This window comes from Streptomyces sp. ATCC 21386, from assembly GCF_018728545.1.
Taxonomy (GTDB): Bacteria; Actinomycetota; Actinomycetes; order Streptomycetales; family Streptomycetaceae; genus Streptomyces.
Map to the genome: position 1 here is coordinate 9,362,406 of NZ_JAAVVL010000001.1, position 15,134 is coordinate 9,377,539.

Sequence of the window (15,134 nt, forward strand, 5' to 3'; positions counted from 1 at the left end):
CCACGGGCGGACACACCCCACGGGCCGGAAGGCCCCACGGATGGGAAGGCCCGCAGGTGGGAAGGGCCCGGCCCCGGCCTCCCCGTTCCCCGTTCGCTGCGCCGCCGGTTTCAGGGCCGCCTCGCCCGCCGCCCCGACAGTTGACCGGGGTTGTTAATCGGGTGGCTGGTCTCCCGTTCGCGTTCGTAAGTTGTGTTCATCGCTTTAGCCGCTTACGTCCGTGGGGGAACCGCATGCCACTCGTCGCCGCCAGACGTGCTGTCCGGGAAACGGTGTCGGGGCTTCCCCGCGAGTTCTGGTGGCTGTGGACCAGCACCCTGGTGAACCGCCTCGGCGCCTTCGTCGCGACCTTCATGGCGCTGTACCTGACGCTGGACCGCGGGTACTCCGCCTCGTACGCCGGACTCGTCGCCTCGCTGCACGGGCTCGGCGGCGTCGTCTCGTCGCTCGGCGGTGGGGTCATGGCCGACCGGCTCGGGCGGCGGCCCACCCTGCTCGTCGCACAGGTCTCGACGGCACTGTCCGTCGCACTGCTCGGCTTCGTCCAGGACCCCGTCGCGATCGCCGCCGTCGCGTTCCTCGTCGGCGCCGCCAGCAACGCGTCCCGCCCGGCCGTCCAGGCGATGATGGCCGACATCGTCCGGCCCGAGGACCGCGTCCGCGCGTTCTCCCTCAACTACTGGGCCATCAACCTCGGTTTCGCCGTCTCCTCCATGGCCGCCGGTTTCATCGCCGAGGTCAGTTATCGCGCCGGGTTCCTGATCGAAGGCGGGATGACGCTGACCTGCGCGATCCTCGTCTTCCTGAAGCTGCCGGAGTCGCGGCCGGCGAGCGGGACGGCGGCCGGGAAGGCCGGCTGCGCAGACGCGGTCGGGCTGGCAACCGTGGTGCGCGACGGGCGGTTCATGGGCGTCGTCGGGCTGTCCTTCCTCGTCGCGCTGATCTTCCAGCAGGGGTCCGTGGGGCTGCCGGTCGCGATGGGCGAGGCGGGCTTCACTCCGGCGGACTACGGTCTCGCCATCGCCGTCAACGGGGTGCTGATCGTCGCCCTGCAGATCCCGGTCACCCGGTTCATCGAGCACCGGGATCCGGGACGGCTCCTCGTGGTCTCGTCCGTGCTCGCCGGGTACGGCTTCGGCCTCACCGCCTTCGCCGGTTCGATCGGGGTCTTCGTCCTCACCGTCTGCGTCTGGACCCTCGCCGAGATCGTCAACGCGCCGACCCAGACCGGGGTCGTCGTCCGCCTCTCGCCCGCACAGGGACGTGGCCGTTACCAGGGCATGTACACGATGTCGTGGTCCGTCGCCGCGCTGGTCGCTCCGCTCATGTCCGGCGTCGTCATCGACCGGTGGGGCGCGGAGTGGCTGTGGGGGCTGTGCGCGGTGATCGGGACCGTGGCGGGGGTCGGGTACTGGGCCCTCATGCGCCGGATGCCGGAATCGGAGGACGGGGCCGCGGCGCCTGCCGCCGTACCGGTGGAGCAGCCTGGCGGTGGGGAGCGGGCCCCTGGACAGCCGGGCGGCGAGAAACCGGTCGGTCAGAAACCTGGCGGGCAGAAACCGGGCGGTGAGGAGCAGGGAGGCGGGCGAGCCGCCGTGGGGGAGGTCACCGAGGTGGTCTGAGCGCCCCCGGCACGGTCTCACGGGTGCATCCGCGCCCCCTTCACCACCTTGTCCACCCCGTTGCGCGGGCCGTACACCGCCAACCCCACCAGGTCCAGCTCCCCCGTCGCCACGGACCGTACGGCTGCCCGGTTGTCGTGGTCGTTGCCGGTGGCGAACAGGTCCGACGTGAAGAGCGCGCGAGGGAGGGCGCGGGACAGTACGCGCGCGTGCGCCGCCTTCAGGACCTCCTTCGTCGCCTCGAAGACGAGGACCGGCTGCCGGAACATCGGAAGGTAGGCCACCTTGTCGGCGTCCTCGTACGGCTCGCCGATCACCTCGGGGATGGTCGGGCCGATGCCGCTGACCAGGAAGGACGTGACGTTGAGGCGCTGCCAGGTCGCGAGGTCGTCGCGGAGGAGGACGGCGATCTTGGTGTCGAAACGGGTGGGCGGCGGCGTACTCGCGGAGCGCACGGAGGGCGCGGAGGGCGCGGAGGGCGCGGAGGGCGCGGAGGGCGCGGAGGGCGCGTCAAGGCTCGCGCCAAGACTCGCGTCAAGGGTCTCGTCGAAGGGCTCGCTGTTCATGGGATGAGACTGCCGATCGCCGGGCGACCCCGTCTTGTACGTTCTTTGCATGGGTACCCAGCGGCCCGCTTCCCCCCGGCGTGAGGTGACCGCCTGGCGGCCGCGCGTGCCCGGTGTCGTCGAGGTCTTCCACGCGCACTACACCGAGTACGCGTACCCCATGCATGTGCACGACGTGTGGACGCTGTTGATCGTGGACGACGGGGCCGTGCGCTACGAGTTGGACCGGCATGAACACGGGACGCCCCACGACACGGTGTCGTTGTTGCCGCCGTTCGTGCCGCACAACGGCGCGCCGGTGACGGATCGGGGGTTCCGCAAGCGGGTGCTGTACCTGGATCCGGACGCGCCCCTGGCCGCGCTGGACGCGAGCCTCGTCGGGGCGGCGGTGGACGGGCCGGACCTGCGGGATCCCGTACTGCGGCTGCGGGTGGGGCAGTTGCACGCGGCGCTCGCGCGGCCCGGCGACGAGTTGGAGGCGGAGAGCCGGCTGGCGCTGGTCGGAGAGCGGTTGCGGAGGCATCTGCGGCCGGCGGCCGCGTCGGGGGGTGGGGCGGGGACCTCGTCGGAGGGCGGGGCGGGGGCCGCTCCCGCCGGGCGGGCCGTCGCGCATCGGCTCCGTGAGCTTCTCGACGAGCGGATCACGGACGGGATCACGTTGGAGGAGGCCGCGGGGACGGTCCAGGCCCACCCCTCGCATCTCGTACGGGCGTTCGGCGCGGCCTTCGGCATCGCGCCGCACCAGTACCTGATGTCCCGGCGGGTGGAGCGGGCCAGGCGGCTGCTGTTGGAGGGTGTGCGGCCGGGCGAGGCGGCGGCGGTGGCCGGGTTCTACGACCAGGCGCACCTGACGCGGCACTTCAGGCGGTGGGTGGGGGTCACCCCTGGTCGCTATCGGAACGGTCGCCCGCCACGTCCCGGGTCAGATGGCTGAACGCGTCGAGATTGCGGGTCGGTTCGCCCCGGGAGACGCGCCAGGCGTACTCCCTGCGGATCGCGGAGGCGAAGCCCAGCTCCAGGAGGGTGTTGAAGGCGCCGTCGGCCGCTTCCAGGACCTGGCCGAGGAGGCCGTCGATGCCCTCGGGGGTGACGGCGGCGAGCGGCAGCCGGGCGGTGACGTAGATGTCGCCGAGCGGGTCGACGGCGTAACTCACGCCGTACAGCTTGAGGTTGCGCTCCAGGAGCCAGCGGTGGACGCCCGCCTCGTTCTCGTCGGGGTGGCGGATCACGAAGGCGTTGAGGGAGAGGGAGTGCCGGCCGACGATCAGGGAGACGGTCGTGGAGAGCTTGCGGGTGCCGGGGAGTTTCACGACGTAGGAACCCGGGTCGGGGCTCTCCCACTCCAGCTCGGCCTCGTTGAGGACCTGCTCGATGATCGACGCTTCGTCAGCCATGGGGCGAGGGTACCCGCCGGTACGCGGAGGTCGACGGCGGAGCCGCGGCAGGGCCCCGGGGCTCACCCGTGGTGGGCCCTGGCCCGCGGGCGGCGGTAGTCGTGCATGGCCGCCGTGTACACGTCCGCGGTGGCGGCGGCCGAGTTGTCCCAGCCGAAGGACTCGGCGTGCCGGGCGGCGGCCGCGCCCATGCGGGCGGTCAGCTCGGGGGCGTCGGCGAAATCGCGGAGCACGCGCGCGTACGCGGCGGGATCGTGGCCCTGGACCAGGAAGCCCGTCTCCGTGTCCCGCACGGCGACCGGTAGACCGCCGACCGAGGCTGCCAGTACCGGCGTACCGGCCGCCTGCGCCTCGATGGCGACCAGCCCGAAGGACTCGTTGTACGACGGCATGACCAGCACGGACGCCGCCCGGAACCAGTCCGCGAGCTGTTCCTGCCCGACAGGCGGCCGGAACCGTACGACGTCGGCGATGCCGAGCCGCGCGGCCAGCTTCTGCAAGCCCTCCGGCTTGGCGAGCCCGCTGCCGCTCGGCCCGCCGACCACCGGTACGACGATGCTCGACCGCAGCTCGGGGCGCTCGGCAAGGAGGACGGCGACGGCGCGGAGCAGGACGTCCGGGGCCTTCAGGGGCTGGATACGGCCGGCGAAGAGCGGGATCAGGGCGTCCTGGGGCAGACCGAGCCGGGCCCTCGCCGCGGCGCGGCCGTCGGCGGGGCGGAAACGGTCGAGGTTGACGCCCGGGTGGACGACGGCGACCTTGGCCGGGTCGGCCTCGTAGTGGCGTACGAGTTCGTCGGCCTCCTCGGCCGTGTTGGCTATGAGGCGGTCTGCGGCGCGGACGATCTGGGTCTCGCCGATGACGCGCGCGGCGGGTTCGGGGGTGTCGCCGGCGGCGAGCGCGGCGTTCTTCACCTTGGCCATCGTGTGCATGGCGTGCACCAGAGGAACGCCCCAGCGTTCGGCGGCCAGCCAGCCGACATGGCCGGAGAGCCAGTAGTGCGAGTGGACCAGGTCGTAGTGGCCGGGGCGGTGGCCCGCCCAGGCCTGCATCACGCCGTGCGTGAAGGCGCAGAGCTGGGCCGGCAGTTCCTCCTTGGCCAGCCCCTCGTACGGGCCCGCGTCGACGTGCCGGACCAGGACGCCGGGCGCCAGCTCGACCGTGGGGGGCAGGGCGCCGGTGGTGGCCCGGGTGAAGATCTCCACCTCGATGCCCTGGGCGGCCAGCCGCTGCGCCAGCTCCACGATGTAGACGTTCATCCCGCCCGCGTCGCCCGTGCCGGGCTGGTGCAGCGGCGACGTGTGCACCGAGAGCATCGCGACCCGGCGCGGCTTGCGGTGCAGCCGAAGCCGCGCCGCGCCGGCCGGGGAACGTCGCCCGAGCCTGCTGACGTAGTGGCTCACGTGGCGTTCCTCCTCGCTGCGGGCATGCCGTTGGGAGGGCCTGGAGTCCCTCTCGGGAGGGGGAACACCGGAGGGGGCCGTTCCATTTCCCCTTTGCGTAATTTTTGCCGAGCTTCGCTCAACCGTTCGAGTATCGAGGTGCGTGGGGGCGGGCGCGTGGGGGGTGAGGCACGAGCGCGTGGGGACGTGAGGGCGGGGCGTGGGGGCATACGCGCGCGAGGAGTGGGGGCCTCCTCTGCTTCGGGAGGCGGACATACGCTCACCTCATGGCAAGACCAGTAGGCACCGTGACGCGTGGCACCACGAACCCCAACCGACTGCGCCGCATGGACCGCTGGATCGCGGCGACGCACGGTGCCGCACTCCGCCGCGCCACCACTCCCCTCGCCGTCGACCTCGGTTACGGCGCCGCCCCCTGGACCGCCGTCGAACTGCTCCACCGCCTCCGCACGGCGGCGCCCCGCATCCAGGTCGTCGGCGTCGAGATCGACCCGGCCAGGGTCACCGCGGCCCAGCCCTACGCATGCGAGGGTCTGACCTTCCGGCACGGCGGCTTCGAGGTACCGGTGCCGGGCCGCCCCACCCTCATCCGGGCGGCGAACGTGCTCCGGCAGTACGACGAGGACGAGGTCGCCGCCGTCTGGGAACGCCTGTGCGCCCGCCTCGAACCGGCCGCACCACCCGCCCCGGCCGCTTCCGGCCCGCCCCACCCCACGCAAGGTGCCCACGCCCCGGGCCCTCGCACCACGGACCTCCGCGCCGCGAGCCCCCACTCCCCCACCGCCTCTTACCCCTCCGGTGGTCTGCTCGTCGAGGGCACCTGTGACGAGATCGGCCGCCGGCACGTCTGGGTCGCTCTCGGCCCGGAGGGCCCCCGTACGGTCACCTTCGCCACCCGGCTCGGCTCCCTGGACCGCCCCTCCGACCTCGCCGAACGCCTCCCCAAGGCACTCATCCACCGCAACGTCCCCGGCGAACCGGTGCACGCGTTCCTCCGCGATTTCGACCGCGCCTGGGCGGCCGCGGCACCGTACGCCTCGTACGGTGCCCGGCAGCGCTGGATCCGCACGATCCGCACGCTGAGCGCGGACTGGCCGGTACGGGACGGGGTCTCGCGTTGGCGCCAGGGCGAAGTCACGGTGGCGTGGGAGGCGTTGGCACCGCGGCCCCGCCATTAGCGGAGAGCCCCGTCCGCCTCCGCATCTCCGTACGCTCTCATCTCCCCGTACGCCCTCATCTCCGCGTACGCCCTCGTCTCCGCGCGTCCTCGATGCTGCGCTCCCTCGAGGCCGCGCACCCGCCCCCGTTGACTACACAGAGCAACATTCTCGTGACACACGGGAACGATCGCCTCGGGCCGTTCGTCGGACAGGCTGGAGCGGTGTCACGCAGGTGGGAGCAGGGGAGGGAGGAAGAGGCGGCGGACAGAAGTGAGTTCTTGCCCACCTCTGTCGCATTCCACGACGCCGTGACACGATCACCCGGGCACCGGGAAGTTACTGACGGTTAATCAGTTCTGTATCCATAGGGGTTGGGGGCAAGAGGTATGGGAGTCGGCAAGCGGAAGCTGACCATGGCGGCCGTGGCCGTGGTCTGCGCGATGACCGTCCTGGGCGCGCCGGTCACCGCGTACGCGAGCCAGGCGAAACCGGCCGAGCCGACCCCGAGTCCGACACCCACACCCTCGTCCTCGCCCGATCCCGGCTCGACTCCGGTGACGAACGAGGAGTTGGAGCGCGTCCGCACCAAGCTGGAGGGCCTCTACCACGACGCCGCGGTCGCCACGGACGCGTACAACGCGGCCGAGGAAAAGGCCGACAAGCAGTCCGAGGAGCTCGTCGATCTGGCCCACGAGGTCGTCAAGGGCCAGCAGAAGCTGGACAAGTTGCAGGACCTCATCGGCGCCGCGGCCCGTGCCCAGTACCGGGGCGCCGGCCTCCCGCCCGAGGTACGGCTGTGGCTCAGCGAGAATCCCCAGGACTTCCTGGAGGGGGCGGACCGCCTGCGTCAGGGCCAGCTCGCGACCAAGGGCCTGCTCGCCGAAATGACCCAGACCCAGCAGGACTTGGAGCAGTACTCCAAGGACGCCTCCGCGCGCTGGGAGAAGCTGGAGACCAACCGCAAGGCCAAGGAGAAGGCCAAGAAGAAGATCAAGAAGCAGATCGCCGCCGCCGAGGAGCTGGAAGCCCAGCTGGAGGACGACGAGCGGGAGCGGCTGACGCAGTTGGAGGAGGAGGCCGCGCAGAAGTCACAGGCGGCGTGGCTGGACTCCGGAATACTCGCCGAGATCAACGGCAAGGCGACGCCGCAGGGCAAGAAGGCCGTCGAGTTCGCCACGAACCAAATAGGCAAGTGGTATGAATGGGGCGCCGAAGGGCCCGACACCTACGACTGCTCCGGTCTCACCAGCGAGGCGTGGGCCGCCGCCGGGCTGACCATTCCCCGCACCTCCCAGGAGCAGTGGCGTCAGCTCAAGCACATCGACATCCAGGACATGCGGCCCGGCGACCTCATCATCTACAACGCCGATGCCAGCCACGTCGCCATGTATTTGGGCGACGGCTCCATCGTCCACGCCCCCCGTCCGAACCGGAAAGTGTCGATCGCGGGCGCGGGCACGATGCGGATCCTTGGCGTCGTACGCCCGGACGCGTGAGCCGACGGGCCGAGCCGCAGGCCAGGGCGACCGAGGCGGAGGGTTGAGCCGACAGGCTGAGCCGGAGGCCGAGGGTGTGACCCCGACGGCCGCACCCAAACCGCACCGCCCCCGGCGCCGCACCGCGTCACACCGCACCGCACCGGTCTCCCGCCAGACCGCCCCGCGTCACACCGCACCTCAACACCCCCACCCCACCCCTGCCCCCAACGCCTCCCGTACCGCGCCAAACCCCCACACCGCACCGCACATCCACCCCCGCAACACCCCCGCCGTGAGCCACCCCACGTGATTCTCGACACCTTCGTCACCCGGCTCAACCTCCGTCGCGTGACATTCGTCATCCCAGGGGAAAGCCCTGCCATGTCCAAGTGCGGTACGTGATGCGGCATATGACGTCGGCTGTTTACCACCCAGCGCCCCGTCTCCCATTCCGTTGCGGCGGCGCCTGGCGCTAAGGTCCCCGTCGGTGGGTCGAGGTCCCTCGCCCGCCGTGCCCTCGGGGGGAGGGAAGGAACCCAACACGATGCCCGTACCCGTACCGCGGCAGAGAGCGATCCCGGCCGCGGAGAGTGGTCAGGCGCACGCTGAGTCCGCGCCGAGCGGACCGTCCGGAGAGGGGGCTGACATGAACGCCTCGGCCCTGGCCCCTACAGACAACTCCACAAACCCGCCCGGCTCCCACGCCGCCGGCCCCGGTGCCACCGGCCCGGCCCCGCAGCCCGGCCCCACCAACCTCACGGTCCTCCTCATCGAGGACGACCCGGCGGGTTCCCTCAACGTGCCCGAACTGCTCGACTCGGCGGGCAAGCCGATCCGCGTCCGCACCGCCCGCAACCTCACCGAGGCCCAGCGGCTGCTGACCGACGACGTCAACTGCATCCTCCTGGACCTGGCACTCCCGGCCCCGCCCCGCCCCACCGACCCGGACACCGAGTCGGCCGACCGTCCCGACGACGAACTCGCCGTCCTCAAACACGTCCTGGACCTGGCCCCCCGCCACGCCGTCCTGGCCCTCACCGACTCGGGCGACGCCGAACGCGGCACCGAGGCGGTTCGGGTGGGCGCACAGGACTACCTGTTCCGGGACGAAGTGGACGGCCGCCTGCTGAGCCGCGCGATCCGCTACGCGGTGGAGCGCAAGCGGTCCGACACGGCCGAGCGCCGACTCACCGAGTCCAAGCTGCGCGCCCAGGAGAACGCCCGCCTGGAACGCGGCCTGCTGCCGACCCCCCTCCTGGAGGGCTCGTCCCTGCGGTTCGCCGCCCGCTACCGGCCGGGCCGTTCCCGCGCGCTGCTCGGCGGCGACTTCTACGACACCGTCCGCACCCCGGACGGCACCGTGCATGTGATGATCGGCGACGTCTGCGGGCACGGCCCGGACGAGGCGGCGCTCGGCGTGGAGCTGCGCATCGCCTGGCGGGCGCTGACCTTCGCGGGGCTCTGCGGCGACGAGCTGCTGTCCACGCTCCAGCGCGTCCTGGAGCACGAGCGCGAGAGCGACGAGATCTTCGCGACGCTCTGCACGGTCGACATCGCCCCCGACGGCCGCCGCGCGGGCCTCTGCCTCGCGGGGCACCCGGCACCGCTGATCGTCCGCCACGGCCAGGGCGGCCGACCGACCCCGCCGGCGGAGCTGCTGCCCTACGACAACGGCGGCCCCGCCCTCGGCCTGCTGCCGAACGCCCGCTGGCCGCGCACGCAGATCGAACTGGGCGCCGCGTGGAGTCTGATGCTCTACACCGACGGCCTGATCGAGGGCCGGATCGGGCAGGGCAAGGAACGGCTGGGTCAGGACGGCATGGTGGAGATGGTCCGCCGCCAGCTCGCCGAGGGTCTGCGCGGCGAGGAACTGCTGTGCGCCGCCGTGAACGAGGTCCGCGACCTCAACGGCGGCGAACTGACCGACGACGTGGCGGTCCTCCTGCTGGACCGGGAGGCCTGAGCGGGCTCGGCCTCGATCGAGGCGCGACCTCGAAGGAGGTCACCGGCCGCCGTTGTAGGGGCCGTACGGGCCGTCGCTGCTGGATCCCCGGTTGCCGCCGCGGCCACCGCCGCCGGAGATCTGCCGCACCGCGGGGCGTACGTCGACGATGTACACGATGCTGGCGATGAGGCCGATGATCGGGAGGAACGACAGGAGCGGGAAGAGCAGGCTGACGACGAGCGCGATCCCGAGGATGATCAGCCAGAAGACCTTGGTCTGCTTGTCCGTCGCGCGGAACGCGTCCTCCCGCCGGAACGTGGCGTCGATCAGAGCGAACGCGGCGAGTGCGATCACAGCGAGCTGCAACAGCCCCATGAACCCCGCGAAGCCGTTCATCAGCATGGTGCCCACCACCGCCCGTTCCGTTCACGCATCCGAATACCGACCGTTTCTCCCACGCGGCCACCGTACCCGTAGAACGGGCCGGTCACCCCAAAGGTGCCCGGCCCGTCTCCGTACCGCGAGGTACTGAGAGGCACTCCGCACGTACCCGCACGCGTACCCCTCGCTCTGTCACCGACTCCGTCGTCGGCTATGTCGCCCACTCGGCGGCTCGCCCTGCCGCTTACTTGGCGGGCGGGGTGGTCTTCTTGGCGGCCGTCGTCTTGCGCGCCGGAGCCTTCTTCGGCGCGGCCTTCTTGGCGGCGGGGGCGGGGGCGGCCTGGGCCGGGACCGGCTTCGCGGCGGCCGGCTCGTCCTTGACCTCGACCGGCTGGGACTTCGGCTCGACGGCGATCGCGAGCTCCTCGATCTCCTCCGCGGCCTCACCGCGCCAGGTGCGCACGGCCTGCTCACCGTGCTCGGCGACGCGCTCGTACGTCTCGCGGGCCTTCACCGCGTACTCGGCGGCGACGCCGACGCTGCGCAGCGCGAGGTCCTGGGCGGTCTCGCCGAGCTTCTTCAGGTCGGTGTCGAGGGTGCCGATGATCTCGGTGACCTTGGTCTGGAGGTTCTCCTGGGTCTCCTTGACGCGGGCGGTCGCCTTCTCCTGCACGGCCTTCGGGTCCGTCTGGCGTACGGCGTCGATCTTGGCCGGCGCCTCGGCCCGCAGCTGCTCGACCAGGCCGGGGACCTTCTTCGCCTGCTGGAGGGCGAGGTCGGCGGTGCCGGCGGCGAAGTAGAAGGGGGTCGGGTCGGTGACGGCCTTGCGGATGTCGTCGGTGATGGCCATGGTGAGGGTCCTCCGGGTTGCTTGCTACTGAGGGTTGGTAGTCGTTCCGGTCCGGTTCGACGGCTTCGGCTTCGGCGTCGGCTTCGCGGTGAGCGTGGTCAGCTCGCCGTCCGCCGCGGACCGGCATCGCCGCCGTCGGCCTGAGAGCCGGGGGGCGAGGCGTCTTCGACGCCCGCGGTATCCGCCGCCGCCGTCGTGGTAGCGGTTTCGGCATCGATCCGTATGCCGCTCTCCGCCGCGGCCACGACCTGGACCTCGGATCCGACCTCGACTCCGATCTCGAATCCGTTCTCCTTGCGGAAGGACTCGTAGATCTGGAGCAGCACCTGCTTCTGCCGCTCGTTCAGCGTGGGATCGGCGAGGATGACGGCGCGCGTCTCGACCTCGTCCCGGTCCCGCTCGGCGTCGAGGATGCCGGCCCGCACGTACAGCGTCTCGGCGGAGATCCGCAGCGCCTTGGCGACCTGCTGCAGCACCTCCGCGCTCGGCTTGCGCAGCCCGCGCTCGATCTGGCTCAGATACGGATTGGACACCCCGGCGGCATCGGCGAGCTGCCTGAGCGACAGCTGCGCGTTTCGCCGCTGTTCACGCAGGTACTCACCGAGATTGCCGACGTTGAGCGATGCCATGCCTCCACCATGCCCCACCCCCGCTAACTATTGCAAGCACCCGCTTGCAAAAGTGCGCTACACCACTGCCGGGGGGCAGAGCTGTCCCGTTCTCGTTGAGGCCATCTCCCTCCACGCGTTCCCGCGCCGGCGCAGCCTCGCCCTCCTCGGCAAGCAATTCGGCCCGTTCGGAGCCGAGTTCAACAGGCGTCTGTCCTAGGAGAGCGCACTTCGCAGGACGGCCAGACAGTGGTTCATCACGGAGCTGATGCGAACCGCTCTGCGCATCGAGCGATCCATAGAGGCTGCCGCTCTCCAGGCGATCGTTGTCCACTCGCAAGCGGAGGCAAGTACGTCTTGACAATTCCAAATTGTCAAGACGTACTTGCCTAATGGCTCTTCCAGATCTGGACGATCTCATCGCGGAAGTCGACCGCAGGTGCGACACCGCACACCGCTCCGGCAGTCAAGAACAACCCGACTGGCTCGCTCTACTGACCGTTGCCGCCGAGCTGGCGGGCCAGATGCAGGCACTGGCGGACGACCTGGTCGAGGACTACGTCGAGCACTGCCGGATGCACGGCAACTCGTGGACCGACATCGGTACCGCCCTCGGTGTGACACGACAGGCCGTCCAGCAACGCTTCCACGCACCACACAAGCGCTATAACCCGGAGACGATGACCGACGGCCTCCGCCAGGCAATGACCCACGTCAAGCAGGCGGCAGTCCATCACCGCAACAACTACATCGGCACCGAGCACCTGCTATGGGGACTGACCGCTGAGGACAACAGCGCCACCCAGCTCCTGCAAGCCGCCGGTGTTCCGCCGGAGACGGTCCGCCGATCCGTCGGAAACCGGCTGAGCATGGGCGCCTCCCAGGCAGCCGAGCGCATCGCCTGGACGCCCTACTCCCGCAAGGCGATGGCCATCGCGGAGGCCAGATCCGAGCAGAACGGATCCAACGGCATCGACTGCGACGACCTCCTGATCGGCCTCGCCCAGGTCGGCCGCGGAGTCGCCGCCGACGTCCTTGCCGAGGCCGGCTTCGACCTGGCCGCCCTCGATGCCGCACCTGCGGACGCCTGAGTTCATCACGGCCCGGTGACCACTACCCGCCGCACTGCGTCGGCCTCTTGGTGCAGGCGCTTTCTGGACGCCGTCCACGATTCGCCGGACAGCGGCGTTGTCAGTGGGCCCTGCCAGGGTGTGCGTCGTGGATGAACTGGTGGAGCGTGTCGACGATCAAGATCGTGTGCTGGGGGTGGTGGTCAGCCGCCGACAGGCCACCTGGGAGGGCTGGCTGCACCGGGTTGCCGTGACGGTGTGTCGTGATGAGCGTGGGCGGGTCCTCGTCCACCTGCGGTCGGCGCAGCTGTCGCGCTTCCCCGGGCTCCACGAGGTCGTGGTCGGTGGCGCCGTGAATGTCGGTGAGTCCTATGAACAGGCCGCTGCCCGGGAGCTGGCCGAGGAGCTGGGTAGCCATGTGCGGCCGCACTTGCTGTTCACGTTCATCAATCGCAGCGGCTTGAGCCCTCACTGGCTTGGTGTGCACGAAGCCGTGGTGCCTGATGCCGTGATCCCCGATCCCGATGAGGTTGCCTGGCATGCCTGGCTGACAGAGCCTGAGCTGCGGTCGGCCCTACAGGAGTGGCGCTTCACCCCTGACAGCCACGAGGCCTTCAGTCGGTATCTCGCGTTCCGGGCCGCGCAGTCCGGCTCGACGATCCAGAAATCCCCTCGCCGGGGTGCCGGGCCGACCACGATCGACCCGCTCCACCTCAGCGGAGGCGGAGCGGGTCAATCGGGTCAACCGGGTCAGTTGCGGACGCCCCGCTTGAAGGCGGACCTGGACCAGAGGTAGCCGGTGAGGCCGATGGCCGCGCACCAGGTCAGGGCTGTCCAGGCGCTGTTGCCGATCTCGGTGCCCATCAGCAGGCCGCGGAGGGTTTCGTTGATGGGGGTGAAGGGCTGGTACTCGGCGAACCACCGCAAGCCGGTCGGCATGGAGTCGGTGGGGACGATGGCGCTGCCCAGGAACGGGAGGAAGGTGATGGGCATCGGCATGTTGCTCGCGGACTCGACGGTCTTGGCGACCAGGCCCATGCCGGCCGAGAGCCACGTCAGGGCGAGGGCCAGGGCGGTCAGCAGGCCGGCGGCGGCGAGCCACTCCAGGGCGGTGGCGTTCGGCCGGAAGCCGATGGCCAGGGCCACACCGGTGACGGCGACGGTGCCGGCGACGGTCTGGACCAGATTGCCCAGGACGTGCCCGGTGAGGAACGAGGCCCGGGAGATCGACATGGTGCGGAAGCGGTTCACGATGCCCTCGGTCATGTCCATGCACACGCTGAGGGCGGCTCCGATGCAGCCGGTGGCGACGGTCATCAGGATGATGCCCGGTGCGATGTAGTCGATGTAGTCGATGTCGCCACCCTGCCCGCCCTGTGCCGCCTGCGGGCCCTGGATGCCGGCGCCGAGCGCGCCGCCGAAGGCGTAGTTGAACAGGAGCAGGAAGAGGACCGGCATCATCACGATGGTGATGACGATGGACGGATAGCGGATCGCTCGCTTCATGTTGCGGCGGAACATGGTGACGGAGTCACGGGCCGCGTAGCTCATGCTGCTCATCGGGAGATCTCCTGCTGCTTGTCGCCGGTCAGGGTGAGGAAGACGTCGTCGAGGTCCGGGGTGTGCTGCGAGAGCGACTCCGGGGTGACGCCTGCGCCGTCGAGGATGTCCAGGACCGCGCGGAGGGTGGGGACGGTGCCGTCGGAGGGGATCTGGAGGGTGAGTTCCTCGTCGTCGCGGGCGGTCGCGGCGAAGCATGAGGCGGCCACTTCCAGGGCCTCGGGATCGGCGAACCTGAGCGAGATGTGACCGCCGGGGATCAGCCGCTTCAGCTCCTCCGCCGTACCTTCGGCGACCAGCTTCCCGCCGTCGAGCATGGCGATGCGGTCGGCCAGTTGGTCGGCCTCCTCCAGGTACTGGGTGGTGAGGAAGATCGTCACGCCGTCCTCGTCGACCAGGGAGCGGATGATCTCCCACATCGTGCGGCGGGAGCGCGGGTCCAGGCCGGTCGTGGGCTCGTCGAGGAAGATGATCCGCGGGTCGCCTACCAGCGTCATCGCCAGGTCGAGCTTGCGGCGCATCCCGCCGGAGTAGGTGGCGACGGGCTTGCGGGCGGCCTCGGTGAGGTCGAAGCGGGCGAGCAGGTCGGCGGTGCGGCGCCGGCCCTCGCGGCGGGACAGATGGTGCAGGTCCGCCATGAGCATCAGGTTCTCCTCGGCGTTGAGGAGGTTGTCGACGGCGGCGAACTGGCCCGTGACACCGATGAGTTTGCGTACGGCGTCGGCTTCGCGGTCCAGGTCGTGACCGGCGAGGCGGGCGGTGCCGGAGTCGGCGGCGATCAGCGTCGACAGGATCTGGACGGTCGTGGTCTTGCCCGCGCCGTTGGGGCCGAGCAGGGCGAAGACGGTGCCGCCCTGGATGTCGAGGTCGATACCGCGCAGGACCTGCTTGTCGCCGTACGACTTGGTGAGGCCAGTGGCGGTGAGACCGGCGGCGACCGAGGTGCGGCGGGGGCGCGGGGCGGCGTTGGCGGCGTCTGACGCGCCGGACAACTTCGATGCGGGCGACGGTGACTTCGATGTGGGCGACGGCGACTTTGATGCTGACATGACAGATGGCTCCTTGGTGGAGAGAGGAGGGAGAGCGCGTGGGAGGGG

General features: G+C 70.7%; 14 protein-coding genes and 1 pseudogene. 7 read left to right on the forward strand and 8 right to left on the reverse strand.

The window, feature by feature from the left end; translation table 11 throughout:
- The first annotated feature begins 233 nt into the window (after positions 1–233).
- Positions 234–1,622, forward strand: a complete 1,389-nt coding sequence (locus tag GWK25_RS40125) for an MFS transporter (RefSeq protein WP_215456401.1) — start codon at positions 234–236, stop codon at positions 1,620–1,622.
- 17 nt (positions 1,623–1,639) lie between these two features.
- Here the strand turns inward: GWK25_RS40125 and GWK25_RS40130 are convergent, their stop codons facing one another.
- Positions 1,640–2,188 (reverse strand): DUF2000 domain-containing protein, encoded by a 549-nt coding sequence (locus GWK25_RS40130; RefSeq protein WP_215456402.1) that lies wholly within the window; start codon positions 2,186–2,188, stop codon positions 1,640–1,642.
- A 49-nt stretch (positions 2,189–2,237) separates the two neighbouring features.
- Between GWK25_RS40130 and GWK25_RS40135 the strand changes: the two genes are divergently transcribed.
- Positions 2,238–3,122 carry an AraC family transcriptional regulator gene (locus GWK25_RS40135; RefSeq protein WP_215456403.1) on the forward strand — a complete coding sequence of 295 codons (885 nt, stop codon included), beginning with the start codon at positions 2,238–2,240 and terminating at the stop codon, positions 3,120–3,122.
- Here GWK25_RS40135 and GWK25_RS40140 read toward each other — a convergent pair.
- The gene (locus tag GWK25_RS40140) at positions 3,067–3,582 is read right to left on the reverse strand and encodes a YbjN domain-containing protein (protein WP_215456404.1); all 516 of its coding nucleotides are present in this window, start codon (positions 3,580–3,582) and stop codon (positions 3,067–3,069) included. The two genes, GWK25_RS40135 and GWK25_RS40140, sit on opposite strands and share 56 nt — an antisense overlap.
- 62 nt (positions 3,583–3,644) lie before the next feature.
- Positions 3,645–4,985 carry a D-inositol-3-phosphate glycosyltransferase gene (gene mshA / locus GWK25_RS40145; RefSeq protein ID WP_215456405.1) on the reverse strand — a complete coding sequence of 447 codons (1,341 nt, stop codon included), beginning with the start codon at positions 4,983–4,985 and terminating at the stop codon, positions 3,645–3,647.
- A gap of 266 nt (positions 4,986–5,251) precedes the next feature.
- Between mshA and GWK25_RS40150 the strand changes: the two genes are divergently transcribed.
- The 3 genes from GWK25_RS40150 to GWK25_RS40160 all read left to right on the forward strand — a co-directional run bounded on the left by GWK25_RS40150 (position 5,252) and on the right by GWK25_RS40160 (position 9,586).
- On the forward strand, positions 5,252–6,163 hold the full coding sequence (locus GWK25_RS40150; protein WP_215456406.1) for a class I SAM-dependent methyltransferase: 912 nt from the start codon (positions 5,252–5,254) through the stop codon (positions 6,161–6,163).
- A gap of 368 nt (positions 6,164–6,531) precedes the next feature.
- Positions 6,532–7,641: a C40 family peptidase gene (locus GWK25_RS40155; RefSeq protein ID WP_215456407.1), complete on the forward strand. Its 1,110-nt coding sequence runs from the start codon at positions 6,532–6,534 to the stop codon at positions 7,639–7,641.
- A gap of 526 nt (positions 7,642–8,167) precedes the next feature.
- Positions 8,168–9,586: a response regulator gene (locus GWK25_RS40160; RefSeq protein WP_215456408.1), complete on the forward strand. Its 1,419-nt coding sequence runs from the start codon at positions 8,168–8,170 to the stop codon at positions 9,584–9,586.
- Between the two features lie 39 nt (positions 9,587–9,625).
- Here GWK25_RS40160 and GWK25_RS40165 read toward each other — a convergent pair whose 3' ends face one another.
- The 3 genes from GWK25_RS40165 to GWK25_RS40175 all read right to left on the reverse strand — a co-directional run bounded on the left by GWK25_RS40165 (position 9,626) and on the right by GWK25_RS40175 (position 11,428).
- Positions 9,626–9,970: a DUF2516 family protein gene (locus GWK25_RS40165; RefSeq protein ID WP_184898323.1), complete on the reverse strand. Its 345-nt coding sequence runs from the start codon at positions 9,968–9,970 to the stop codon at positions 9,626–9,628.
- Between the two features lie 223 nt (positions 9,971–10,193).
- Positions 10,194–10,799: a hypothetical protein gene (locus GWK25_RS40170; RefSeq protein ID WP_215456409.1), complete on the reverse strand. Its 606-nt coding sequence runs from the start codon at positions 10,797–10,799 to the stop codon at positions 10,194–10,196.
- Between the two features lie 98 nt (positions 10,800–10,897).
- Positions 10,898–11,428, reverse strand: coding sequence for a helix-turn-helix domain-containing protein (locus GWK25_RS40175; RefSeq protein ID WP_215456410.1), 531 nt, complete (start codon positions 11,426–11,428; stop codon positions 10,898–10,900).
- A gap of 371 nt (positions 11,429–11,799) precedes the next feature.
- On the opposite strand from GWK25_RS40175, the gene GWK25_RS40180 reads away from it, so the two are divergent.
- Together GWK25_RS40180 and GWK25_RS40185 are read left to right on the forward strand one after the other, a co-directional pair.
- The gene (locus tag GWK25_RS40180) at positions 11,800–12,498 is read left to right on the forward strand and encodes a Clp protease N-terminal domain-containing protein (RefSeq protein WP_251829249.1); all 699 of its coding nucleotides are present in this window, start codon (positions 11,800–11,802) and stop codon (positions 12,496–12,498) included.
- Between the two features lie 139 nt (positions 12,499–12,637).
- Positions 12,638–13,126: pseudogene (locus GWK25_RS40185) on the forward strand (NUDIX domain-containing protein); the annotation flags it as partial.
- A 101-nt stretch (positions 13,127–13,227) separates the two neighbouring features.
- On the opposite strand, the gene GWK25_RS40190 reads toward GWK25_RS40185, so the two are convergent.
- Positions 13,228–14,037: an ABC transporter permease gene (locus tag GWK25_RS40190; protein WP_215456412.1), complete on the reverse strand. Its 810-nt coding sequence runs from the start codon at positions 14,035–14,037 to the stop codon at positions 13,228–13,230.
- A complete protein-coding gene (locus tag GWK25_RS40195) occupies positions 14,034–15,086 on the reverse strand; it encodes an ATP-binding cassette domain-containing protein (protein WP_215456413.1) in 1,053 nt (350 codons plus the stop codon). The genes GWK25_RS40190 and GWK25_RS40195 overlap by 4 nt, the downstream gene beginning before the upstream one ends.
- Between the last annotated feature and the right edge of the window lie 48 nt (positions 15,087–15,134).